Origin of the sequence: Faecalibacter bovis (genome assembly GCF_017948305.1) — a bacterium.
Classification (GTDB): domain Bacteria; phylum Bacteroidota; class Bacteroidia; order Flavobacteriales; family Weeksellaceae; genus Empedobacter; species Empedobacter bovis.
In genome coordinates this window covers 214,382-229,834 of the sequence record NZ_CP072842.1, presented here as the reverse complement: position 1 = coordinate 229,834, position 15,453 = coordinate 214,382, and the positions used below count along the sequence as shown (strand labels likewise).

The window sequence follows — 15,453 nt, the reverse complement described above, 5'->3', positions numbered from 1 at the left end:
AATTTAGGTTGTATTTATGTATTAAAAAATGATTTACTACATTCTAAATCATAACATTTCTTAAATTTTAATGATTATTTATTCACTCTCAAAAAGATTAAGTATTTTTAATAGAGTTAGAACCAAATAATTAAAAAAATGGCAGAATTTGATATAAATGATTTAGAAAAGATTAGTACAAAACAACAAGTAATAGACTTTTTAGTTGAACACGATATTATCAAAGAGAAGAAATTTAGAAAACAATTAGAGTATGATAAATTAGTATCCGAACTACAAGTAGAGTTGGTACGATTACAATCATATGTCGTAGATAATAATAAACGTGTTTTAGTAATTTTAGAAGGTCGAGATGCAGCTGGTAAAGGTGGAACGATTTCTCGTGTAACGCAAAACATGAATCCAAAGAAATATAGAGTAGAAGCATTGCCGAAACCAACAGCGGTAGAAGATGGTCAATGGTATTTTCAACGCTATTTACAAAAATTACCCAATCAAGGTGAAATTGTTTTCTTTGATCGTTCGTGGTATAATCGTGCAGTTGTAGAACCTATTTTTGGTTTTTGTACAGACGAACAATACGAAAAGTTTATGCAACAGGTAAATGTGCTTGAACATCTTTTAGTGGAAGATGGAATCGAAATTATCAAAATATATTTATCTATATCGAAAGAAGAACAAGCTGAAAGGTTAGAAGAACGCAGAACAGATCCATTGAAACAATGGAAATTGGGTAGTTTGGATAAACAAGCACAAGACAAATGGGACGATTACACAAAATATATTGATTTATTATTTGAAAGAACGGGAACGAAAGAAAATCCGTGGATAGAAATTAAAACGGATAGTAAAAAAGAAGCTCGTTTAGCGATGATGAAGTATTTGTTATGTAACATTAAAGGTTTTGATGCGAAAGGAATAGAAGCAAACGACGAAGTAATAATTAAACACGATTAAATATGTTTAAGATTTTAGCACGATTTAATACAGTTATCGAAGCTGATATTGTAAAATTATTATTAGAATCAGAAGGAATTGAAAGCACCGTTTTAGACGAGAACCTAACTTTTACCTTAGGAGTAACCTTTTCTCAAGGTATTCGATTGCAAGTGAGGGAAGAAGATTACGCAAAAGCTTTAAAAATTTACAATAATTCGCGAGATTTTTCTGATAATGATTTGCTTTGTTAATAAAAATATTTAATTTTGCAGTCTCATTGCTCAACCTCTGGCGAAAGACGTGAAAGTTGGTCAATATAATTAAATTTTATTATTACGATGCAAAATTTAGTAAAATACGTACAAGAGAAATACGTAGCTAAAAAAGAGTTCCCAGCTTTCGCAGCAGGTGATACTATTACAGTTTATCAAGAAATTACAGAGGGTGGAAAAACTCGTGTTCAGTTCTTCAAAGGTGTTGTTATCCAAAGAAGAGGTCAAGGAACAACTGAGACTTTCACAATCCGTAAAATGTCTGGTGATGTTGGTGTAGAGCGTATCTTCCCAGTTAACATGCCAGCTATTCAAAAAATTGAAGTTAACAAGAAAGGTAAAGTTCGTAGAGCTCGTATCTTCTACTTTAGAGCATTACGTGGTAAAAAAGCACGTATCAAAGACGCTTCTTACAAATAGTAGTTGCTTTCTTGAAAAGTATAAAACCGTTCGATTATTCGAGCGGTTTTTTTATTTTATAATTTGGGCGTTCGGGCGGGCTTTTCGTTACAATCTTTGCTTAGTCAGCAAAGGATTTTCACTGCAATCCCTAACGCGTCAAACAAAAAAGAGCAAGTTCTACAACTTGCTCTTTTTTGTTTAGTAAACTATGGTTTGATTTTTATTGTTCCCAATAATTTAGGTAAAACCGTATTTTCAAACTCTATTTTAGCTTCATTCAATAACAAACTATAATCATGATATCTATTAGAGAAATGTCCAAGGATTAATTTACCAACTTCTGCATCTCTTGCAATTATACCAGCTTCTTTGGCTGTAGAATGACCTGTATAATTGGCCAAATCTTTCGCTTCGTGCAAGAAGGTACTTTCGTGATATAATAAATCGACACCTTTAATTATCGGAATAATATTAGGTTTGTATTTTGTGTCCGAACAATAAGCATAACTTAATGCACGAGGACCTTCGAAGGTTAAATCTTCATTATCGATGATTGTACCATCTTCCATTACATAATCTCGACCATTTTTTAGGTTTTGATAATCGCAAATTTCAATTTCAGGATATTGCTCTATAGCATCCATATTTAGTTTGCGTTGCTTTGATTTCTCTCTGAAAAGGTAACCATTGGTGTAAATTCTGTGATTTAATGGAATGGAAAAAACTTCAACTTTATCATCCTCAAAAACCAAAACAGATTCTTTTCCACTTAACTCGTTAAAAACAATTTTAAAAGAACAATTAGACTCTGTAAGACGTAATTGCGTCATAATAAATTCTTCAATTCCTTTCGGGCCATGTATATTTAGCGGCGTATCACGACCTAAAAGTTGCAAAGTAGAAATTAACCCAACTAATCCAAAAACATGATCACCATGTAAATGGGAAATGAAAATGTTATTAATTCGGTTGAATTTAGCTTTCGCTTTTCTTAGTTGTACTTGTGTACCTTCGCCACAATCTATCAAAAAATATCTTTCGGCAATATTTAATAGCTGTGCAGAAGGATGCGAGTACGCTGTGGGGACTGCAGAGTTAAATCCTAATATGGTTAGTTCTAAACTCAATTTTATATTATTTTAGTTAAGAATTCATTTAATTGTTCAACAGCGTGACCACGATGGCTCATGCTATTTTTTTCTTCGGCACTCATTTGTGCAAATGATTTTGAGTGACCTTCTGGAATAAAGATAGGATCGTATCCAAAACCATCAGCTCCTAAAACAACATCTGCAATTGTTCCGTTTACGCGTCCTTCGAAAAAATATTCTTTCCCATCTAATATTAAACAGAAAACAGCGATAAAATAAGCTTTTCTATTTTCGATTCCTTTTAATTCTTCTAAAACCTTTGCAATATTATCTTCAGATTTTCCAGTACCAGCATAACGCGCTGAATAAACTCCTGGAGCTCCGTCTAAAGCTTCAATTACTAAACCAGAATCATCAGCAAAAACATTTACTCCAGTTTTTTGGAAAATTGTTTGTGCTTTAATACTTGCATTTTCTTTGAATGTAGATCCTGTTTCTTCAATATCATCATGAAAATTAATCTCAGTTAATGATTTGAATTGAATATTTTGAGGAAGCATTTGTTTTACTTCTTCTAATTTATGTTGATTATGTGTAGCGAAAATTAATTCCATTATTTGATAAAGTTTTTGTGTGTTGTACGATATAAGATAAAACTTAGAATCATTGCTAAAGCTGTGAAAATTCCGATGGATACAAAATTAGTTGTATCAAAAACATTTTCGCTCATAGAGTTATCTTGTAACATGATAAAAAAGGACAAACTATTGTTTAGTGCATGTAATATGATAGGCAAAAACAAAGATTTTGTTCTGTAATAAACAAATCCGAAAATTGTTCCTAATAATCCAGCTCCTACGAATTGCCAAGGATTTAAATGAGCCATTCCAAAGATTAATCCACTAATAACGATGGCTACAATTGGAGTGATTTTCGCATTTAGCATTCCTCTTAAAATGATTCCTCTAAATAGGATTTCTTCGAAAATTGGTGCAAAAATACAAACCATTAAAAATCCTGAGAATTTATAGTTGAGCAACATTTCAAACGAAGTTTCGAATTGTTTGTATAAACCTTCTAAAGGACCATTTGTCGGAATTAACGTTGTGAAATATTCACAAAGTGGTAAAAATCCAACCCAAATTAAAATGGATAAAACAATTTCAGTTACAGAAATTTTATGCTTTATCTCTGCTATGATTGGTTTAGAATTCGTTTTTAAAGTTCCTAATAAAGTACCAATTGCGGCGCATATACCAACTAAAAAACCAAGTGGCAACAACACATGATTGAGGATAGGGTAAAAGAAGGCAGGTAATTGTATTATACTACCTATAACTTGCATAACGAATACAGCTATAATGCTGTAAAAAATAGCTTTTACGATTCCGAATGAAAATGGTAAAGGATTTGTGACTTTAATATCTTCAAAATTATTCATGGTGGTATGGTTTACCTTGCAATATACTAAATCCACGGTAGATTTGTTCAGTTAAAAACAAACGAACCATTTGGTGAGTGAAGGTCATATTTGATAATGACATTTTTTTATTTCCTCGTTGATAAACAGGTTCATCAAATCCATAAGGACCACCAATTACAAATACTAAATTTTTTACCGATTGATTCATGTAATTTTGTAGATCTTGAGCAAATTGCATCGAAGTAGGTTGTTTCCCTTTTTCGTCCAAAATAATAACAAAATCTGTATTTTGAATTTTAGATAATATTTGCTCACCTTCTTTCTGTTTCTGTTGAATTTCAGAAAGATTCTTCCTATTTTTAAGATCAGGAATTTCAATACGTTGATAATTGATGTGAGTAGGTAAACGATTTTCATACTTTTGTAAAAGTAATTCAATTGCTTTTTCGTCTGTTTTACCTATGCAGATTGTTGTAATATTCATGGATGAAATAATTCTAAGTACAAAAATATGAGCATTATCCAAACTTTTAAAACTTATTCAGGATATAATTCAATTAAAAGTTGGACAGGTTCAACCATGATTAATTCTGAAGCTAAGATTACGGTTTACGATTTTTTGAAGGTTTTTTGGATTCGTGTGATGAAAGGGAATTTCCCATTACGTTCAGCTGCAGTTTCTTGGATTATATTTTTTAGTCTTTTTCCATTTCTTTTATTTCTATTTAGTGTATTACCTCATATACCATATTACATTGAAATTAAAAAGTTATTATTTACACAATTTTTACCACAAATTCTTCCACATCAAGTTTCATCAGAGGTAATTTCATATATCGAAAAAACGACTGAAAGTCAAGGACAGAAAAAAGTAGATTGGTATTTAATCTTGGTTACAATTTTTATGTCGTCGAATGGAATTCAAGGAATCATAAATTCTTTTAATATATCTTATCAAAATGTTTATGTAAAAAGACGTAATTCAAGATCAAGGATTATCTCAATTATTCTGACATTATTTTTCACTGCCTTTATAATTCTGCAAGTTGCATTAGCGTATTATACAACTGTAATTTGGAAGTTTATTACGAATGTTGAGTTTCTATCTATATTGGGTCATTTCTCGCATTTTATCAATTACTTTTCGGTATTTATGTTCTATTTTATTTCCATGTGTATGTTATATACTTTTGGTCCGAATCATAAAAAAACGAAAAGTACCGTAATTCCAGGAGCAATCTTAACGTCAATTTTATTTTTATTAACCGTTATTGGTTTTAATCTTTATTTAAAGAAATTTACGAATATAGATTTACTATACGGTTCATTAGGATTAGTAATGATAATGATGATTTTCGTGTATATTAACGTTATTTTGATGTTGATAGGATATGAATTAAACATGTCAATCACTTATGCGAAAAATTATGACCAAGTAAATTCTTTAGACAAAACAAATGTCATAGACTTGAAAAAATAATATCATTTATTTTTTATGATGAGGATTTAATTGATAACCACAAGTTTTGCAATATTTAGAACTATCTAAATGATAATCATCGGCACAATGTGGACAAACTTCTGTATTTTTCGGAATATCATCTTTTGCAGCTTTATTCATTTCCATCGTTACAATTCCAGTTGGAACAGCAATAATTCCATAACCTATAATCATAACTACCGAAGCTAAAAACTGGCCTAAAGTAGTAACAGGAGCAACATCACCATAACCTACTGTTGTTAGAGTTACAATTGCCCAATAAATACTAATCGGAATACTGGTAAATCCAGATTCAGGATGGTTTCTTTCCACCATGTACATAATAGATCCAATTACAACTACGATTAATAAAACGAACGATAAAAAAGCAATAATCTTTTCACGACTTTGGACTAAAGCGATGACTAATACATTTCTTCCACGCGTAAATTGAGTTAAACCAAAAATTCGGAAAACACGTAACAAGCGTAATATGCGTATGCTTGAAAGGAATTTACTTCCTGGGTAAATTAATCCGATAAAGAATGGTAAAATAGCTAATAAATCAATTATACCATAAAAGCTAAAAATGTATTTCCAATGCTTTTTTGTACAATAAATCCTAAGTAAATATTCTATCGTAAAGATGGTTGTTAAAATCCATTCTAAAACGACCAAAAGCTTATGGTATCTCGCGTTGATAGAAGGTATAGATTCTAGCATTACCAATCCCACACTAGCTAAAATAAGTAGTAATAAAATGATATTGAATAACTTTCCGGTACGTGTATTTGTTTCGAAAATTATATCAAATATTTGGTGTTTTAAACGATTCTCTTCGTCTTCTGAAAGGTTTAAAAAAGGAATACGTTTCTTTAGCATCGGTTAGGATTTTGTACAGTGCTAAAATAGAAAAAATATTGATTGATGTGTTCTTTTGGGAATTAACTTCTATGTATTAGCTTTATATAAAATTGATTTTATGAATATTTTGTTAACCGGTGGAAGCGGATTGATTGGAAATGAATTGGTAAAAAAGTTAATTGATAAAGGACATAAAGTACGAATACTTACAAGAGATCATGAAGTGAATCATCCATATTATCATTGGAATAAAAATAAGATTGATGAAAAAGTGTTTGAGGATTTAGATGGAATTATTCATTTAGCTGGTGCACCTTTGATGAAAAGTTGGAGTACAAAATTCAAAAAAGAAATTATTGATAGCCGAGTTGAAACAGCTAATTTATTATTGAAATATGTAAAAAAATTAGAGGTAAAACTTCAATTTTTTATTTCAGCTTCAGGATCAAGTTTTTATGGGCAAAAATTTTCTGATACAATTTTCAATGAAACTGCAAATGCTGGAAATGATTTTTTAGCTGAGGTTTGCAAATTGTGGGAGCAAGCTGCATATAATTTTAATGAAGTTAATGCAAGAGTTGTTTGTATAAGAACGCCATTAGTTTTGGCAAAAAATGCGGAATCTTTTAAGTTAATGAAACTTCCAACTCAATATGGTTTAGGTGCATCTCTTGGTAAAGGTTCGCAATGGTCGCCTTGGATACATATTGATGATTTATGCGAAATATATATAAAAGCAGTTGAAGATATAAAAATGGAAGGAAGTTATAACGCTTCGGCTTCAGAACAGATCAATCATCAGGATTTTATGAAAAAATTGGCGTCGCATTTAGGGTCTAAAATAATTTTGCCCAACATTCCTGCTGCATTCGTTAAAATTGGAATGGGAGAGAAGTCGAGTTTAATTTTAGAAGGTGCACGATTAGATAATCAAAAAATTTTAGATTCAGGTTTTAAATTTAAATTTGAAACATTGGATCAAGCTTTTGAGGATATAGTTTAAAAAAAGCGTCAAACTAAAGTTTGACGCTTTTTTTATTATTTCTTTTCTAACAAAGTTTTATAAATTAAACCTCCAACTATTGCTCCGGCAATAGGTGCAGCCCAAAATAATAGTAATTGTGGAATGTAATCACCTCCAACAAAAATTGCTTGTGATGTTGAACGAGCTGGATTTACAGATGTGTTTGTAATTGGAATTGAGATTAAATGAATTAATGTTAAAGCTAATCCAATTGCAATACCAGCAAATTTTCCGTTTGCATATTTGTCCGTTGCTCCTAAAATAACAATAAGGAAAAATGCAGTTAATACAAATTCAGCTAAAAAAGCCGCAGTTGCGCTATAGCCATTGGGTGATAAATTTCCATAACCATTGGCAGCGAAACTTCCAGCAGCGTTAGGATCTATAACAAAATCAGCTTTTCCTGTACAAATTACATATAAAACTGCAGCAGCTGCAATTGCTCCTATACATTGCGAAATGATGTAAGGAATTAATTGTTTTGCATCGAAACGGCCACTAACAAATAATCCTACCGAAACGGCCGGATTAAAATGTCCACCCGAAATATGTCCTACTGCGTATGCCATCGTTAAAACGGTAAGACCGAAGGCTAATGAAACTCCAACAAATCCGATTCCTAAATCAGGAATTCCTGCTGCAAATAATGCGCTTCCGCATCCTCCGAAAACTAACCAAAAAGTTCCGAAGAATTCAGCTAAATAATTTCTCATAAGTAGATTGGTTTTTTTAAATAATGAAATAAATATAAGTTTTCTTATTGATTATTAAAATTTTATGGTTTAAGAAGTGAACATTAAATAAAAGATTTTTATCGTATAACAAACTTTTAAAGTTATATTGTTATAATTTTGATGATTATATAAAACATCATGAAAATTAATTACTTTTTACTTTTACCACTCTTATATTTCTCGACTCCAATTTTTGCTCAAAAATCACTTTCAGGTTTCGATAAGTTAACCGCAAACCAATTAGAATTAAAGACCGTATCTTTTGATCAAGATGCTTCAGCGGTAATTTTAGATGAAAGTGGATATTTAGATGTTAACGGTGGTGGGCATCAGTTAACAACTCGTAGAAGAATTAAAATTCTAAATGAAAAGGCAATTACTGAAGGGGATATACAATTATTGTTTTATGCACACAATAATATAGAGGATATTAAAAATGTGAAAGCGCAGTCAATTAATTTAGTCAATGGAGAATATGTAAGTACTCCAATTACGGACAAAGATATTTTTGAAATTGATGTTAATAAATATTATAAAGCAATCCGATTTGCTATTCCAAATGTGCGTGTTGGTACGATTATCGAATATCAATATACTTTAAATAGCAAGCAATTGTACAACATAGACGCTTGGCAATTTCAACACGAATTACCTACACTTAAAAGTAATTTCAAATTAAAAATTAATACCAATGCAGATTTTACAAATTTATCCGTTGGGCAACAATTAACGGATAAATATAAAAATCGAAAAAATATTGATACTTGGGAATTAACTAATATACCAAGTTATAATGGTTTACAATATGTGTATAATCGTAAAAATGTTTTAGAAAGTATTCGTTTACAATTGTCAGGTTATTTGGCTGATACAGGTTACAAAAGCACAATTGGAAAATGGAAAGATTTGAAAAAAGAGGTAAAAGAAGATTATTCTCGATTATCAAATAATGTAGCTGTTAAAAAATATGCTGAAACAATTCCGAATGGAGCAACAGAAAAAGAAACTTTAGATAATGTAGTTAAAAAATTTCAAAATGATTTTAAATGGAATGAATTCAAAGGAATTTATACCAATAAAACGCAAAAAGAAATTTTAGATACTCGCAGTTCCAATTTAGCAGATCTTAATGTTTTATTCAACAGTATTTTGACTAATAAAGGAATTAAAGCAGATTTAATTTTATTGTCTTCTCGTAGCAATGGTAAATTAGTTACAACTTTTCCTTATTTAGATCAGTTTGATTATGTCATCAATTCTGTGAAATTAAAAGACGGTAATTCGTATGTAATCAACGCAGTTGATATTCCTAAAAACACTTTCAAATTTGCGCCGCTAAGTTTATTTAACGATTATGGTTTTGTTTTAGATAACGGTGTTGAAGAAAATTTTGTAACATTAAATCAATTTTTGTCAGAAAACCATGTAGAATTTAAATACACTGTAAAAGATGGTGAATTAATAGAGCAAAGAAAAGATTTGTTTTCGGGTTATTTTTATGATGATGAGGTTAAAGATTCTAAAGATTTAATCAATCGATACATCAATTCACCTATACATGTAGTAAATGATGATAAAGGCAATGAACTTAAGTTTTTACAGGATAAATATGTAGTAAACCATACGGCTAAAATGGGTTTAAATTCAAGCAATTTTATAACATTAGAAAATCCATTGGCACAATTTATTAATGCTTATACATTTACTGAAACGAACCGAAAAAATAAAATAGAATTCAATTTTCCATATTATTTTAAAATTTTAGTTACCGTTGATATTCCGGAAGGTTATGAAGTTATTAAATCGGACGATTTTAAAGGTGTTGTAAAAACGAATGACAATTTAGTGTATTCTCAAAATAGCGCAGTAGCCACAAATAAATTACAAATTCTGTACGAATTTTATCTTGGTCAAGCGGTTTATCCAGCAACAGATTATGAAATGTTGAAAAACCATTTTGAAGCCGTTCAAAAAGAAGTTGCAAAACAAATCACATTGAAAAAGAAATAGATTATGAAATTTAATCATTATCTCTTGATATTTTTTTTGAGTTCGTTTTTTTCATTTGGTCAAAAATCTTTGTCAGATTTTCCTGCTTTAACGACTCAACAATTAGAGTTAAAATCCGTTTCATTTGAACAAGACGCTCAAGCAGTAATATTGGATGAGTCTGGTTATATGAATGTTTATTTAGGTGGATATCAATTAACTGTTAAAAGGAGAATTAAAATTCTAAACGAAAACGCGTATCATTTGGGTAATATAGAATTAGAATATTACGCCAAAAATAATACTGAAAAAATTACAAAAATTAGTGCTCAAACTATTAACGAAGTTAATGGTTCATATATCAATTCAGAAGTTCAATCGAAAGATATATTTGATGTGAAAAATGGAGATGATTATAATGTAATAAGATTCGCTTTTCCTAACGTAAAAGTTGGTTCTATTCTCGAATATCAATATACATTAAGAAGTCAAAATATCTTTTCAGCAGATCCTTGGTTTTTTCAACATGATATTCCAACATTATACAGTAAATATGAAACCAAGGTTGAATTATACGGTTCTCATACAAAGTTAATTTTGGGTAAAAGATTACAATCAAAATATAAAAATATTGACAGAACAGCATATTTATTCGAGCTTACAAATATTCCAAGTGTAAAAGAATTAAAATATGTTTATAATCCTGATATGGTTTCAGAAAGTATTCGTTTGCAATTCACAAAATATGATACATATCCAGAATTTAGAAAGGATTTTGAAAAGTATAATTTATTAAATGAAAGCGAATTTGCAGTAAAAAATTATGCGAAGAAAATTCCAGATGGTGAAAATGAATTTGAAACGCTAAATAATGTCATTTATCAGTTTAAAAAAGATTTTAGATGGAATAATTACAGAGGGATTATTTCCGAAAAATCACAACGTGTAACATTAAATACCAATGAAGGAAACCTAGCCGATTTAAATATTTTACTGAGTGATATATTAAAACAAAAAGGGTTTAAAACAAATTTAATTCTGCTTACTTCAAGAATTCATGGGAAGGTGTTAACATCAATTCCTTACATCGACCATTTCGATTATTTAGTAAACTATGTTGAATTAAAAAATGGAGAAAGTTTTGTAATCAATGCAGTTGATATTCCTGAGCATGACATTCGCTTTGCTAATCTTAACATGTACAACGACAAAGCGTATTTGTTGGACGAATCTAAAAATGGAAAATTTGTAATTATTAATCAGATTTTATCAGAGAATTTTGTCGATTTTAAATATAATTTTAGAAATGGATCTATTAGTGAAAGTAGAAAAGATGTTTTTAATGGTTATTTTTTCGATAAAAACGAAAAGGATAGTAAAAAATTAATTAGCAGATATTTAAATTCTCCAATTAATATTCAAGGTGATAATCAAAGTTCCGAAATACGTTTTATAAATAATCGATTTGTAGTAGGACATAATTCTAAAGTACCTTTTTCTGACTTAGATTCTTTTTATGTTTTAGAAAATCCTTTATTACAGTTTATTTCAACATACGATTTTGATGAGATGGATAGGCAAATTCCAGTTGAATTTAATTTTCCTTATTTTTTTAAAATAAATGTTCAAGTTGAAGTTCCTGATGGTTTTGAAATTTTAAAATCTGATTATTTCGACCAAACAATTAATCCGAATAATGATTTAGTTTATTCGCAACGACAAAAAGTTAATGGAAATATGTTAGTTATTTCTTATGAATTGTATTTAGGAAAAGCTGTTTTCGAAGCGAAAGATTATCCCGTTTTAAAACAATTTTATGATAAGGTTCAAAAAGAAGCTGCAAAACAAATCACATTGAAAAAGAAATAGATTATAATAAAAAAATCCTCCGAACTGGAGGATTTTTTTATTATTCATTTATCACTAAAAGATTACAACCACGCACGTCAGAATGGTCAAATCTTCCTAAAATTTCAAATTTATTATCACTTACTTTTTTACCTAAATCATCAGTAGCAATAAAACTACACGAGTTTACATTTGCAAGGTCAATAACATTTATTCCTCCAGTTTTTCCGATCCCAACATATTGGAAAGGATCTTCTGTTTCACGAATCATAATTCGCATCCAATTAGGTGTTTTAAACGTTAAATCTCCACGAGAATATCCTTGGCTTAAAAGTTCTGTCATTCCATATTCCGAATGAATTTCGTTTGTTCCAAAACCAGCTTTTAAAATTGTATGTAATTCTTCACGAGTAATTTCTTTTTTTCGACCTTTCATGCCACCAGTTTCCATTACAATGGTATTTTTTAATTCCATTTTATAATGTTCAACAAAATCCAATAAAGCAAAAGAAACACCGATTAAAATGGCTTTTTTACCCGTTTTTTCATGAGCGATTAAATTATCATATAACTCTTGATGATTGTATAAATAGAATCCATTTTCAGGACGACCAGATTTTTCAATCCAATATTCAACCATATCAATCAGAGATGATCCGTTTCTTTCTAAATAGGATGGAAGTAACGCAAAAATGGTATAATCTGACAATGGACCATAAAATTGCTCAAAGCATTTCTCTAAACTATAATGGTATAAAGCTAAATCAGTAACCAAGTGTTTACTTGTCGCCATACCAGTAGTTCCAGAACTTGTAAATGTTTTTTCAACAGGCTTATTTCCTGTAATAATTTCAAATTGTTTGAAAAATTTGATGGGTAAAAACGGAATGTTCTCAATTGCTAAAACAGAATCAATGTCAATTTTTAGATTTTCAACAAATGATTTATAAATCGGATTATGTGTTGCTTGGTATCTAAAAACTTCTAAAGTTTTGTTCTTGAAATCTTCTTCGGATTGTATTGAAAATATACTTTTAGCTTCTTGCATGAAGCAAAATTACAAACATTTCAGGATTTAAAAACTATTGCTGATTTAGTTTTACAATCGTTTTGTTGGCACGATACAAATGATCGCCTAACTGCTCGTAATGTTGTATTAATTCTTTGTAGTAAATAGAACTTAAAGCATTAAGGTTTTCCTTATCTATGGTACGAAGTAAATAATTGTCTGCTTCTTTGTAGGTAGAATTTATAGCTTTTTCAATTATTTCTGCATCGCGAATGGAAATTTCAAAATCATTATCATTCAGATTTTGATGTAAAATTGTTGTCGCCTGATCTAAACTTGTTTGTAATGTTACCAAAAATTCACGCATTTTAGGAGTAAAATAACTATTAGTTAAACGGCGTTTTCTATGTATTGCCGCAATTTTAATAGCAATATCTCCAACACTTTCTAAATGCTGTGACAATGTAATTAATTGATGTAATTCAAATCTATTTTCGTTTGGAATATCCAAATTAGAAATATCATTTAAAAACACTTTCACCTCATCTTCCAAATCATCGCCTTCTTTTTCTAATTGATAAATTCGTTCACGAAAAACAATCATTTTGTCTTCATCACTTTCAGTAATCATTCGCCCTAAAACGTGAACAATTTGACTCGCATTTCCAGCCAATCTTGTCATTTTTTTGTTTGTTTCAAAACGATATAAATCAGAATTGGTTCCAAATGGAAAAGAGAAAAATTCTATACTTTTCGTAGGACGACCTTTCTGTTTCATGATTAATTTGTAACAATATGAAGTTATTTTACCGATAAAAGGATAAATTAAAATAACTCCTATTATGTTAACTATAATATCAAAAGTGATTAATGTAGCACTGATTTGATCTGAATATTTTTCTATTTGTTCTAATAATAGATGACCTAAGAAAAAGAAAAGTATAGCACATAAAGTGTTAAAGAAAGTATGGAAAGCAGCAACTAATTTTGTTTGATAATTTCCTATTGCAGCCACCAAATGTGCAGTTAATGTTGTACCAATATTCGCTCCCAAAACCATCATAGCAGCCAATTCTATAGGTAAGCCTTTTTCTGCTAATAATATAGAAATTGTAATTGAAGCTGACGAAAAGTGTACGAATATGGTTAATACGATTCCGATAACAACAAACAACAATTTCGTTAAGATTCCAAAGTTTTGTAAATCCTGAATGTATTGTTGGATGATGTTATTATCAAAATTTGGTAAGTATATTTTTAAAAAATGGATAGATATAAACAATAACGCAAGTGAAAAGAAAATTCCACCTAATTTTCTTTTCGTTTTAAATTTTGATAAATAAAATGGAACTGAAAAAAATAATATAGGCAAAGCGATCATCAAAAAATCAAACTTTAATCCTAAATAAACTAACCAAAGCGTTAGTGTTGTTCCAATATTAGCACCTAAAATTAATCCAAACGCTTTTTTCAGATTAATTAATCCAGCATTAATAAATCCTAAGATGAATACAGAAGCGGCTGATGACGATTGTATAGTCGTCGTAAAAATTGTACCAGCAACAATTGATGAAGTATCATTGTAGGTAATTTTGTTTAATGTTCGCTTGAAATTAGATCCAGACAATGCTTGTAAATTTTCACTCAGATATTTTATGGCGAAAATAAACAAGGAAATTGCTCCTAAAATCTGTAATATTTGGATAATGATGTGCATTAAAGTTTTAATAGTTCACAAAAATAAGGCATCTATTGTAAATTAAATATTATGTTTTCCCTAATTTTTGGATTTTATCTGAAATAAAACTTCATTTTTTTTTGATTTGTAAAAAATTGATAATCAAAATAAATGCAAAAAACTTTAAAAAAACTTTGATTTTTTTATCAAAAACATTTGCGAGATTAAAATTCTCGCCCTAATATTGCACCACGAAAATGATACGACAGTTATTAATAACACAATCGTTGAGGTTTTCAAGTTTGAAATTAAAATCAAATATTTTTTGCCGATATAGCTCAGTTGGCCAGAGCAGCTGATTTGTAATCAGCAGGTCGTGGGTTCGAATCCCTCTATCGGCTCAAAGAAAATATTATACTAGATGGGGAGATACTCAAGCGGCCAACGAGGACGGACTGTAAATCCGTTGGGTAACCTTCGCAGGTTCGAATCCTGCTCTCCCCACTAAAATGCCGATGTAGCTCAGTTGGCCAGAGCAGCTGATTTGTAATCAGCAGGTCGTGGGTTCGAATCCCTCCATCGGCTCAAATTCTTTGAAAAAAAATATTATTTTATTGGGGAGATACTCAAGCGGCCAACGAGGACGGACTGTAAATCCGTTGGGTAACCTTCGCAGGTTCGAATCCTGCTCTCCCCACTA

Annotated in this window: 15 protein-coding genes and 4 tRNA genes; 11 read left to right on the top strand and 8 right to left on the bottom strand. The window is 30.1% G+C overall.

From position 1 onward, the window contains the following. Window positions 1–138: 138 nt before the first annotated feature. The 3 genes from ppk2 (at window position 139) to rplS (ending at window position 1,631) form a co-directional block, all read left to right on the top strand. On the top strand, window positions 139–957 hold the full coding sequence (ppk2, locus tag J9309_RS01060) for a polyphosphate kinase 2 (protein WP_230476608.1): 819 nt from the start codon (window positions 139–141) through the stop codon (window positions 955–957). A gap of 2 nt (window positions 958–959) precedes the next feature. Continuing rightward, window positions 960–1,190 carry a putative signal transducing protein gene (locus J9309_RS01055; protein WP_230476607.1) on the top strand — a complete coding sequence of 77 codons (231 nt, stop codon included), beginning with the start codon at window positions 960–962 and terminating at the stop codon, window positions 1,188–1,190. An 87-nt stretch (window positions 1,191–1,277) separates the two neighbouring features. After that, window positions 1,278–1,631, top strand: coding sequence for a 50S ribosomal protein L19 (rplS, locus tag J9309_RS01050; RefSeq protein WP_230476606.1), 354 nt, complete (start codon window positions 1,278–1,280; stop codon window positions 1,629–1,631). Window positions 1,632–1,819: 188 nt separating this feature from the next. Here the strand turns inward: rplS and J9309_RS01045 are convergent, their stop codons facing one another. From J9309_RS01045 to rlmH, 4 genes are read right to left on the bottom strand one after another with little or no spacing between them, the layout of a single operon-like run. Beyond that, window positions 1,820–2,740 carry a ribonuclease Z gene (locus J9309_RS01045; RefSeq protein ID WP_230476605.1) on the bottom strand — a complete coding sequence of 307 codons (921 nt, stop codon included), beginning with the start codon at window positions 2,738–2,740 and terminating at the stop codon, window positions 1,820–1,822. A 2-nt stretch (window positions 2,741–2,742) separates the two neighbouring features. Continuing rightward, entirely contained in the window at window positions 2,743–3,318 is a 576-nt protein-coding gene (gene rdgB, locus J9309_RS01040; protein ID WP_230476604.1) for an RdgB/HAM1 family non-canonical purine NTP pyrophosphatase, read from the bottom strand. Beyond that, window positions 3,318–4,145 (bottom strand): CPBP family intramembrane glutamic endopeptidase, encoded by an 828-nt coding sequence (locus J9309_RS01035; RefSeq protein WP_230476603.1) that lies wholly within the window; start codon window positions 4,143–4,145, stop codon window positions 3,318–3,320. Before J9309_RS01035 ends, rdgB begins: the two co-directional genes overlap by 1 nt. Then, the gene (gene rlmH, locus J9309_RS01030; protein ID WP_230476602.1) at window positions 4,138–4,611 is read right to left on the bottom strand and encodes a 23S rRNA (pseudouridine(1915)-N(3))-methyltransferase RlmH; all 474 of its coding nucleotides are present in this window, start codon (window positions 4,609–4,611) and stop codon (window positions 4,138–4,140) included. The genes J9309_RS01035 and rlmH overlap by 8 nt, the downstream gene beginning before the upstream one ends. A gap of 27 nt (window positions 4,612–4,638) precedes the next feature. On the opposite strand from rlmH, the gene J9309_RS01025 reads away from it, so the two are divergent. Beyond that, window positions 4,639–5,607, top strand: a complete 969-nt coding sequence (locus J9309_RS01025) for a YihY/virulence factor BrkB family protein (protein ID WP_230476601.1) — start codon at window positions 4,639–4,641, stop codon at window positions 5,605–5,607. Window positions 5,608–5,613: 6 nt separating this feature from the next. On the opposite strand, the gene J9309_RS01020 is transcribed toward J9309_RS01025, so the two are convergent. Continuing rightward, entirely contained in the window at window positions 5,614–6,489 is an 876-nt protein-coding gene (locus J9309_RS01020) for an ion transporter (protein ID WP_230476600.1), read from the bottom strand. Between the two features lie 100 nt (window positions 6,490–6,589). Between J9309_RS01020 and J9309_RS01015 the strand changes: the two genes are divergently transcribed. Continuing rightward, window positions 6,590–7,474, top strand: a complete 885-nt coding sequence (locus J9309_RS01015) for a TIGR01777 family oxidoreductase (protein WP_230476599.1) — start codon at window positions 6,590–6,592, stop codon at window positions 7,472–7,474. A gap of 35 nt (window positions 7,475–7,509) precedes the next feature. On the opposite strand, the gene aqpZ is transcribed toward J9309_RS01015, so the two are convergent. Beyond that, window positions 7,510–8,208, bottom strand: a complete 699-nt coding sequence (aqpZ, locus tag J9309_RS01010) for an aquaporin Z (RefSeq protein ID WP_230476598.1) — start codon at window positions 8,206–8,208, stop codon at window positions 7,510–7,512. Window positions 8,209–8,367: 159 nt separating this feature from the next. On the opposite strand from aqpZ, the gene J9309_RS01005 reads away from it, so the two are divergent. Together J9309_RS01005 and J9309_RS01000 are read left to right on the top strand one after the other, a co-directional pair. Further along, entirely contained in the window at window positions 8,368–10,239 is a 1,872-nt protein-coding gene (locus tag J9309_RS01005) for a DUF3857 domain-containing protein (protein WP_230476597.1), read from the top strand. A gap of 36 nt (window positions 10,240–10,275) precedes the next feature. Further along, complete coding sequence (locus J9309_RS01000; protein WP_230476596.1) at window positions 10,276–12,087, top strand: DUF3857 domain-containing protein; 1,812 nt, start codon at window positions 10,276–10,278, stop codon at window positions 12,085–12,087. A 40-nt stretch (window positions 12,088–12,127) separates the two neighbouring features. Here J9309_RS01000 and J9309_RS00995 read toward each other — a convergent pair whose 3' ends face one another. Then, window positions 12,128–13,114 carry a long-chain-fatty-acid--protein ligase gene (locus J9309_RS00995; protein ID WP_230476595.1) on the bottom strand — a complete coding sequence of 329 codons (987 nt, stop codon included), beginning with the start codon at window positions 13,112–13,114 and terminating at the stop codon, window positions 12,128–12,130. Between the two features lie 34 nt (window positions 13,115–13,148). Continuing rightward, complete coding sequence (locus tag J9309_RS00990; protein ID WP_230476594.1) at window positions 13,149–14,792, bottom strand: Na/Pi cotransporter family protein; 1,644 nt, start codon at window positions 14,790–14,792, stop codon at window positions 13,149–13,151. Window positions 14,793–15,080: 288 nt separating this feature from the next. On the opposite strand from J9309_RS00990, the gene J9309_RS00985 reads away from it, so the two are divergent. From J9309_RS00985 to J9309_RS00970, 4 genes are all read left to right on the top strand, one after another. Beyond that, window positions 15,081–15,154 (top strand) — tRNA-Thr (locus J9309_RS00985). Window positions 15,155–15,176: 22 nt separating this feature from the next. Beyond that, a tRNA-Tyr gene (locus J9309_RS00980) sits at window positions 15,177–15,257 on the top strand. 7 nt (window positions 15,258–15,264) lie between these two features. Then, window positions 15,265–15,338 (top strand) — tRNA-Thr (locus tag J9309_RS00975). A gap of 31 nt (window positions 15,339–15,369) precedes the next feature. Beyond that, window positions 15,370–15,450: transfer RNA gene (locus J9309_RS00970), tRNA-Tyr, on the top strand. The last annotated feature ends 3 nt before the right edge of the window (window positions 15,451–15,453 follow it).